The 6,896-nt window shown below is 72.1% G+C and carries 9 protein-coding genes; 5 read left to right on the top strand and 4 right to left on the bottom strand.

Features of this window, described 5'->3' with window-relative positions; translation table 11 throughout:
- Positions 1-100 precede the first annotated feature (100 nt).
- From ACIRB7_RS24315 to ACIRB7_RS24295, 5 genes are read left to right on the top strand one after another with little or no spacing between them, the layout of a single operon-like run.
- Positions 101-2,386, top strand: a complete 2,286-nt coding sequence (locus ACIRB7_RS24315) for a molybdopterin oxidoreductase family protein (protein WP_403602735.1) — start codon at positions 101-103, stop codon at positions 2,384-2,386.
- Between the two features lie 7 nt (positions 2,387-2,393).
- Positions 2,394-2,993 (top strand): 4Fe-4S dicluster domain-containing protein, encoded by a 600-nt coding sequence (locus ACIRB7_RS24310; RefSeq protein ID WP_403602363.1) that lies wholly within the window; start codon positions 2,394-2,396, stop codon positions 2,991-2,993.
- Positions 2,990-3,640 carry a ubiquinol-cytochrome c reductase iron-sulfur subunit gene (locus tag ACIRB7_RS24305; protein WP_403602360.1) on the top strand — a complete coding sequence of 217 codons (651 nt, stop codon included), beginning with the start codon at positions 2,990-2,992 and terminating at the stop codon, positions 3,638-3,640. Before ACIRB7_RS24310 ends, ACIRB7_RS24305 begins: the two co-directional genes overlap by 4 nt.
- Entirely contained in the window at positions 3,637-4,023 is a 387-nt protein-coding gene (locus ACIRB7_RS24300; RefSeq protein WP_403602358.1) for a hypothetical protein, read from the top strand. Before ACIRB7_RS24305 ends, ACIRB7_RS24300 begins: the two co-directional genes overlap by 4 nt.
- A gap of 32 nt (positions 4,024-4,055) precedes the next feature.
- Positions 4,056-4,271, top strand: coding sequence for a hypothetical protein (locus ACIRB7_RS24295; RefSeq protein ID WP_403602355.1), 216 nt, complete (start codon positions 4,056-4,058; stop codon positions 4,269-4,271).
- Between the two features lie 19 nt (positions 4,272-4,290).
- On the opposite strand, the gene mscL is transcribed toward ACIRB7_RS24295, so the two are convergent.
- The 4 genes from mscL to ACIRB7_RS24275 form a co-directional block, all read right to left on the bottom strand.
- Entirely contained in the window at positions 4,291-4,827 is a 537-nt protein-coding gene (gene mscL / locus ACIRB7_RS24290; protein ID WP_403602353.1) for a large conductance mechanosensitive channel protein MscL, read from the bottom strand.
- 114 nt (positions 4,828-4,941) lie between these two features.
- Positions 4,942-5,346: a hypothetical protein gene (locus tag ACIRB7_RS24285; RefSeq protein ID WP_403602350.1), complete on the bottom strand. Its 405-nt coding sequence runs from the start codon at positions 5,344-5,346 to the stop codon at positions 4,942-4,944.
- 281 nt (positions 5,347-5,627) lie between these two features.
- Positions 5,628-6,473, bottom strand: a complete 846-nt coding sequence (locus ACIRB7_RS24280; protein ID WP_403602347.1) for an S-methyl-5'-thioadenosine phosphorylase — start codon at positions 6,471-6,473, stop codon at positions 5,628-5,630.
- A 79-nt stretch (positions 6,474-6,552) separates the two neighbouring features.
- Positions 6,553-6,882, bottom strand: coding sequence for an FmdB family zinc ribbon protein (locus ACIRB7_RS24275; RefSeq protein WP_403602344.1), 330 nt, complete (start codon positions 6,880-6,882; stop codon positions 6,553-6,555).
- Positions 6,883-6,896: the final 14 nt, after the last annotated feature.

The following is a 6,896-nucleotide window of genomic DNA, read 5'->3' as shown; positions in this document are numbered from 1 at the left end:
CGCCGCGACCGACCCGGCGCCCCGCCCCGCGACCGACCCGGCGCCCCGCCCCGCGACCGACCCGGCGCCCCGCCCCGCGACCACCGCCCCCGGGCAGCCGCTGTCGCTCGATCCCTCCCTCGCCCCGCCCGGCACCCGCGCCTTCCGCGACGCCGGCGGCATCCCCGCCGACCGCTGGCACGCCGACCAGAACGGCGAGACCCTCGTCCCCACCCACTGCTGCTTCTGCGGCGTCCAGTGCGGGATGTACCTGCGGGTCGACCGCGGCGGCAAGGTCTTCGGCGTCGAACCCCGCAACCACGACATCAACCGGATGCGCCTCTGCCCCAAGGGCATCAACGCCTACCAGCAGGTCAACCACCCCGACCGGCTCACCGCGCCCCTCATGCGACGCAATCGCGACGAGGAGTTCCGCGAGGTGAGCTGGGACGAGGCGCTCGACCACACCGTCGCCGAGATCCGCCGCATCCAGGGCGAGTACGGCCATGACGCCTTCGGTCTCCTCGGCGGCGCCAGCCTCTACTCCGAGAAGACCTACCTCGTCGGCAAGTTCGCCCGGGTCGCCCTCAAGACCCGGCACGTCGACTACAACGGGCGCCTCTGCATGGTCTCCGCCGCCGGAGCCAACAAGCTCGCCTTCGGCATCGACCGCGCGGGCAACCCCTTCTCAGACATCCTCCTCAGCGACTGCCTCCTCATCGCTGGCTCCAACGTCGGCGAGTGCTTCCCCGTCATGACCCAGTACCTGTGGGGGGCCCGCGACCGAGGCGCCACCCTCATCGTCGTCGACCCCCGCGAGACCGCCGTCGCCCGCACCGCCGACGTCCACGTCGCCCTCAAGCCCGGCACCGACTCCGCGTTCTTCAACGCCGTCCTGAACGTCGTCGTCGCCGAAGGCCTCACCGACGAGGCGTACCTCGCCGCCCACACCACCGGCTGGGACGAGGTGAGGAAGACCGTCGCCGACTACCCGCCCTCCCGCGCCGCCCAGATCTGCGGCGTCCCCGAGGAGCAGATCGTCCAGGTCGCCCGCATGTTCGCCGGCGCCGGCCGGTCCATGGCCTGGCACGCCCGCGGCGTCGAGCACCACTCGCAGGGCGTCGAGAACTGCCTCAGCATCATCAACCTGTGCGTCGCCACCGGGAACATCGGCAAGCCCGGCGCCGGCTACGGCACCATCACCGGCCAGGGCAATGGCCAAGGCGGCCGCGAGCACGGCCAGAAGTCCGACCTCCTGCCCGGCGGCCGCTCCATCACCAACCCCGAGCACCGCCGCCAGATCTGCGAGATCTGGGGCATCGACGAGGCCGAACTGCCGCCCGCCGGAACCTCCATGATGGAGATGGTCTGGCAGATGCAGCGCAAGGAGATCCGCGGCCTCGTCGGCATCTGCAACAACCCCTTCGTCTCCCTCCCGAACTACGCCACCGTCAAGGACGGCTACGACACCCTCGAGTTCCACGCCCAGTTCGACTTCTTCCTCTCCGAGACCGCGGCCAACGCGCACGTGGTCTTCCCCGTCACCGTGTGGGCCGAGGACGAGGGCGTCATGGCCAACGCCGAGGCCCGGGTCGTCAAGCACAACAAGGCCCAGGAACCCCCCGCCGGCGTCCGCACCGACACCTGGGTCATCTGTGAACTCGCCCGGCGGCTCGGCGCGGGCGACAAGTTCGCCTTCCCCGACTCCCGCTCGGTCTTCGAGGAACTCCGCGTCGCCTCCGCCGGAACCGTCAACGACTACTACGGCATCACCTACGAACGCCTGGAGGAGACCGGAGGCATCGCCTGGCCGTGCCCGACCACCGAGCACCCCGGCACCCCCCGCCTCTTCGAGGACGGCCGCACCTACCACCCGGACGGCAAGATCCACCTCCAGGTCGTCGAATGGCACCCGCCGATGGACCCGTACAGCGAGGAGTACCCCCTGTCGCTGACCACCGGCCGTACCGTCGCCCACTTCCTCTCCGGCAACCAGACCCGCCGCCTCGGCGCCCTCGTCGAACAGACCCCGCGCCCCTGGGTCGAGGTCCACCCCTCCCACGGCTTCCGCAACGGCGACCCCGTCCGCGTCGTCACCCGCCGCGGCAGCGAGGTCTTCCCCGCCCTCGTCACCGAGGCCATCCGCCCCGACACCGTCTTCGTCCCCTACCACTGGCCGGTCCCCACCGCCGCCAACGCCCTCACCATCGACGCCCTCGACCCCCGCTCCAAGATCCCGGAGTACAAGGTCTGCGCCGCCCGCATCGAGGCCGCCCCGCACATCGACGAGGTCCCCGCCCCACCGACCGCCCCCGGCCACCAGGCCTACCCCGAGACCCAGGTCTCCCGCACCGACCCGCTGCCCCCCACCTCCCCCCAGGGCCGCGGCACCGCGGAGAGGAGCTGAACCGCACATGATGGGCCGCACGATCTTCATCGACCCGGGCCGCTGCATCGGCTGCCAGGCCTGCGTCTCCGCCTGCCGCGAATGCGACTCGCACCGCGGCAAGTCGATGATCCACCTCGACTACCCCGACGAGGGTCACTCCGTCGCCGCCCTCCCCACCGTCTGCATGCACTGCGAGGACCCCGTCGCCCCCTGCGCCGAGGTCTGCCCCGCCGACGCGATCCTGGTCACCGCCGACGGCGTCGTGCAGCAGGCCGACACCACCCGCTGCATCGGCTGCGCCAACTGCGTCAACGCCTGCCCCTTCGGCGTCCCCAAGATCGACCTCCAGGCGAAGCTCCAGATGAAGTGCAACCTCTGCTACGACCGCACCGCCTACGGCCTCGCCCCGATGTGCGCCACCGTCTGCCCCACCGGCGCCCTCTTCTACGGAACCCTCGACGAGCTCCGGGCCGAACGCCCCGGCGTCCAGGTGGCCGACTCCTTCACCTTCGGCAGCACCACCGTCTCCACCGGCGTGGCGATGGTGGTCCCCGCCGACAAGGTCCAGTGGCCGGTCCCCGGCGGGCTCCCCGTCGTCGAGATCAATGGAAGGGATGTCCGTTGAGCGTCACCGACCCCCAGCCACCCACCTCGGACCCCGGCGCCGACGCGGCCAAGGAGGCGCTCCACGACCGGATCGCCGCCGACTCGCTCACCACCCGCCGCGACTACCTGCGGATCGTCGCGACCGTTTCCGGCGGCCTCGCCGTCGGCGGTGTCGCCGTCGCCTCCGGCATCCTCCACCGGCACGGGGACGCCGAAGGCGCGCCCGAGGTCAGGAAGGTCGCCGACCGGATCGAACCGGGGGAGTCGCTCGCCTTCCGCTACCCGGGCGCCGAGGACCGGGCCATCGCCGTCCGCATGGAGGACGGCACCCTCGCCGGCTACTCCGCCGTCTGCACCCACCTCGCCTGCGCCGTGCTGTGGCGCAGGGAACGGGGCAGCGAGGGCGAGCTGTACTGCCCCTGCCACGAGGGCATCTTCGACGCCCGTACGGGAGAGGTCACCGCGGGCCCGCCGCCGAGAGGCCTGCCGAAGGTGCTGCTCGTCGAGCAGGTCGACGGCAGCGTCTGGGCCGTCGGCACCGCCCGCTCGGGCGAGAGCGCCGTCGAGGGCTTCTGCCGCCAGAACGGCGAGGACCGTCCGGGCTGCCCCGGCTTCGGCGGCGGCGCCCCGGCAGGGAAGCCGGCGGAGAGGAGTGAGCGCACGTGACGGAGACGCCGTTCCCCCAGGACCCGGAGGCCCCGCGGCCCCCCGCGTACACCCCGGGCAGCGTCCAGCCCCGCCTGAACCGTCCCGTGCACGAGCGGTATCCGCAGATCCGTCCCACCAGCGGATACGGCGACCCCCGCATCCGGCACACCGGCCCGGGACCCGGGGCCGGCACGGAACAGGAACCGGAGCGCTCCTCGAAGCTGTCGGCCCGTCTGACGCTCGCGCTCACCGTCGTCATCGGCCAGCTCTGGGGGCTCACGGTCGTCGTGGACGAGTGGATGTCCGGCGACACCGGCACCGCCTGGTGGGGTGCGGGCTTCCTCGTCCTGTCGTTCCTCGTGGTGCTCGGCCTCTGGCTGGTGGACCCGAAGGACCGATGAGCGGGGCGGGCAGGCGGGCGTACCCTGAAGGTATGAGCACCGCCCCCGCCCACGGACCGCGAGACGCGAAGCGGTCCGGCCCGCATCCCACGAACGAGACGAAGCCGGTACTCGTCTTCGACGATCCGCTGGACCAGCAGTCCGCGGACGACACGGACCGTGGGTGGGGCGAGCGGCCTCCCGTCGGCGGCGACAGTGCCGCCGACCTCGCGCGCTTCCTCGACGAGAAGCCGCCGCACCACCTCTGATTCCGGCCTTCGCCGCCGGTCAGGAGGTGGGGTGCGTCCCCGAACCGCCACCGGCGCCCGAGCCGGGCGCCGTACCCGTGCCCGCCCCTGTCCCCATGCCCGAGGACGGGCCGCGCTGGGCGACCAGGTGGTCGCGGATCTCCTTGAGGACCTCCAGCTCGCTGATCTCCATGGTCTCCGCGACGCCCTCCTTCGCCTGGTCGTGCGCGGCGCGCTTCGCGAGGATCTTCGCCATCGGCAGGACCATCAGGAAGTAGACGACGGCCGCGGTGATGAGGAAGCTCAGGACCGCGCTGAGGACCAGACCCCACTGGATCTGGATGCCCTGCATCTCCCCGTCGACCACCCGGCACGGGTCCTTCAGGCAGGAGGCGTAGCTCTCCAGGTTCTTGGTGCCGAAGGCGCCGACGAGCGGGTTGATGATGCCCTTGACCACCGAGTTCACGATGTTGGTGAACGCGGCACCGATGACGACGGCCACAGCCAGGTCGATCACGTTGCCACGCATCAGGAAGGCCTTGAAGCCGCCCAGCAAACTGTCCTTGTTCTCGGTCACCAAGGTGCCTTTCGTCGCTCATGTCGCTGTGTGCCGTGCCATTAGGTCGCGAAGGGCCCACGAGCGTCCAATCCGTACACACGGGACGGTGACTTGACAGGGTGTCCGTGCGAATCAGCACACCGTCACCGCCAGTCGGGAGGTGACCCCGGCGCCCGCGAGTTCCGCCGCCGTCGACCGCGGCACGGACAGGACGACGAGCGCCCCTCCGTCCGAACGAGTCTCGCCCGGGTGCGGGACGTCGGCCACCCGGGCCCCCCTCGCCACCACCCGCGCCTCACCCTCCGCGCCCAGCGGCGAGTTGGGCGCGGCGATCACGTCGACGCGGTCACCGGGGCGCAACAGCCGTACGGTCGCGGCGTCGGCGATGCGTACCGGAGCGGACACCAGAGCCACGGCGACGGGCGGCCGCGCGCGAGCGGCGACGCCGGAGACCGGCGCCCTCTCGACTCCGGGCGGGGGAGCTCCCGGAGCGCCGCTCGCGAGGGCGAGGGCGACCGCCGCGAGCGCCAGGAGCACCGCCGACGCCCACCGTCCCCGCCGCAGCGCCCTGCGCAGCCGACACCGGGTGCCCCGTACCCGAAGGGGCTCGAAAGCCGGCACCGCGCACGGCGCCGGAACGGAGGGGTATGCGGAGAGGGCAGCAGAGGGAGCGGAGGTGAGGAAGGGAGTCATCGCGGAGTACCGCCGTCCTGGTCGGGAGTGGCTTGCGCTCCCACTGTCCCGGCCGTCCCGCATCCCCGCTCCGGCCTGGGGACACCCCCACGCCTGTGGACAACTCCCTCACCCCTCAGGGGGGATTACGGCAGCTGGATCCCCAGGTCCCAGCCGTCGTGCGCATGGGTGCACAGGCAGTCCCGGTCCACGGTCGCCGGCAGGGTGCCCACCGCGTCGAACAGCACCTCCCGCAGCCGCCCCACGTTCTCGCCGAACACCCGCAGGACCTCCGTGTGCGAGACGCCCTCGCCGGTCTCGGCGCCCGCGTCCAGGTCGGTGACGAGCGCGAGCGAGGTGTAGCAGAGGCCCAGTTCACGGGCGAGGACGGCCTCCGGGTGCCCGGTCATGCCGACGACCGACCAGCCGGCCGCCGCGTGCCACCGGGATTCGGCCCGGGTGGAGAAACGGGGCCCCTCGATCACGACCATCGTCCCGCCGTCGACCGGCTCCCAGCCCCGCCCCCGGGCGGCCTTGACCGCGACCAGCCGCCCGTCCGGGCAGTAGGGGTCGGCGAAGGTCACGTGGACGACCCGGGGCACGGCCCCGTCCGCCCGCCGCTCCCCGTCGAAGTAGGTCTGCGCCCGGGCCTTCGTACGGTCGACGAGCTGGTCGGGGACGACGAGCGTGCCAGGCCCGTACTCCTCGCGCAGCCCCCCGACGGCGCAGGGCCCGAGGATCTGCCGTACGCCCACGGAACGCAGCGCCCACAGGTTGGCGCGGTAGTTGATGCGGTGGGGCGGGACGCTGTGGCTCCGGCCGTGCCGGGGGAGGAAGGCGACCCGCCGGCCGGCGATCTCGCCGAGGAAGAGGGAGTCGCTGGGGCTGCCGTACGGGGTGTCGACGGACACCTCCGTGACGTCCTCCAGGAAGGAGTAGAAGCCGGATCCGCCGATCACACCGATGTCCGCGTACGCGTCGTGGGTCGCCATGCCGGTCACCCTATGCGGGGCGTACGGGAACGCCGAGGGCCCCGTCGCACGCGACGGGGCCCTCGGGGGAACGGCTTGGTCAGGCGGCCGAGCTTCCGGTGCTCGACGAGGACGCCGAGGAGGAGGAAGCGGACGACGACGCGGTCGACGCGGCCGGCTTCGCGTCCGACGTCGAGGACGGCGTGGACGACGGGGTCGTGGGCTTCGACGCCGGCGAGCTGCTGGACGAGGAGCCGCGGCTGTCGTTCCGGTAGAAGCCGGAACCCTTGAAGACGATGCCGACGGCCGAGAACACCTTCTTCAGGCGGCCCTTGCACTGGGGGCACTCGGTCAACGCGTCATCGGTGAACTTCTGCACCGCCTCGAGGCCCTCGCCGCACTCGGTGCACTGGTACTGGTAGGTCGGCACTTGTCTTCCTCCTG

Origin of the sequence: Streptomyces sp. NPDC093795 (genome assembly GCF_044764665.1) — a bacterium.
Taxonomy (GTDB): Bacteria; Actinomycetota; Actinomycetes; order Streptomycetales; family Streptomycetaceae; genus Streptomyces.
Note: the sequence above shows the minus strand (reverse complement) of the source record. Positions and strands in the feature narration are given on the sequence as shown.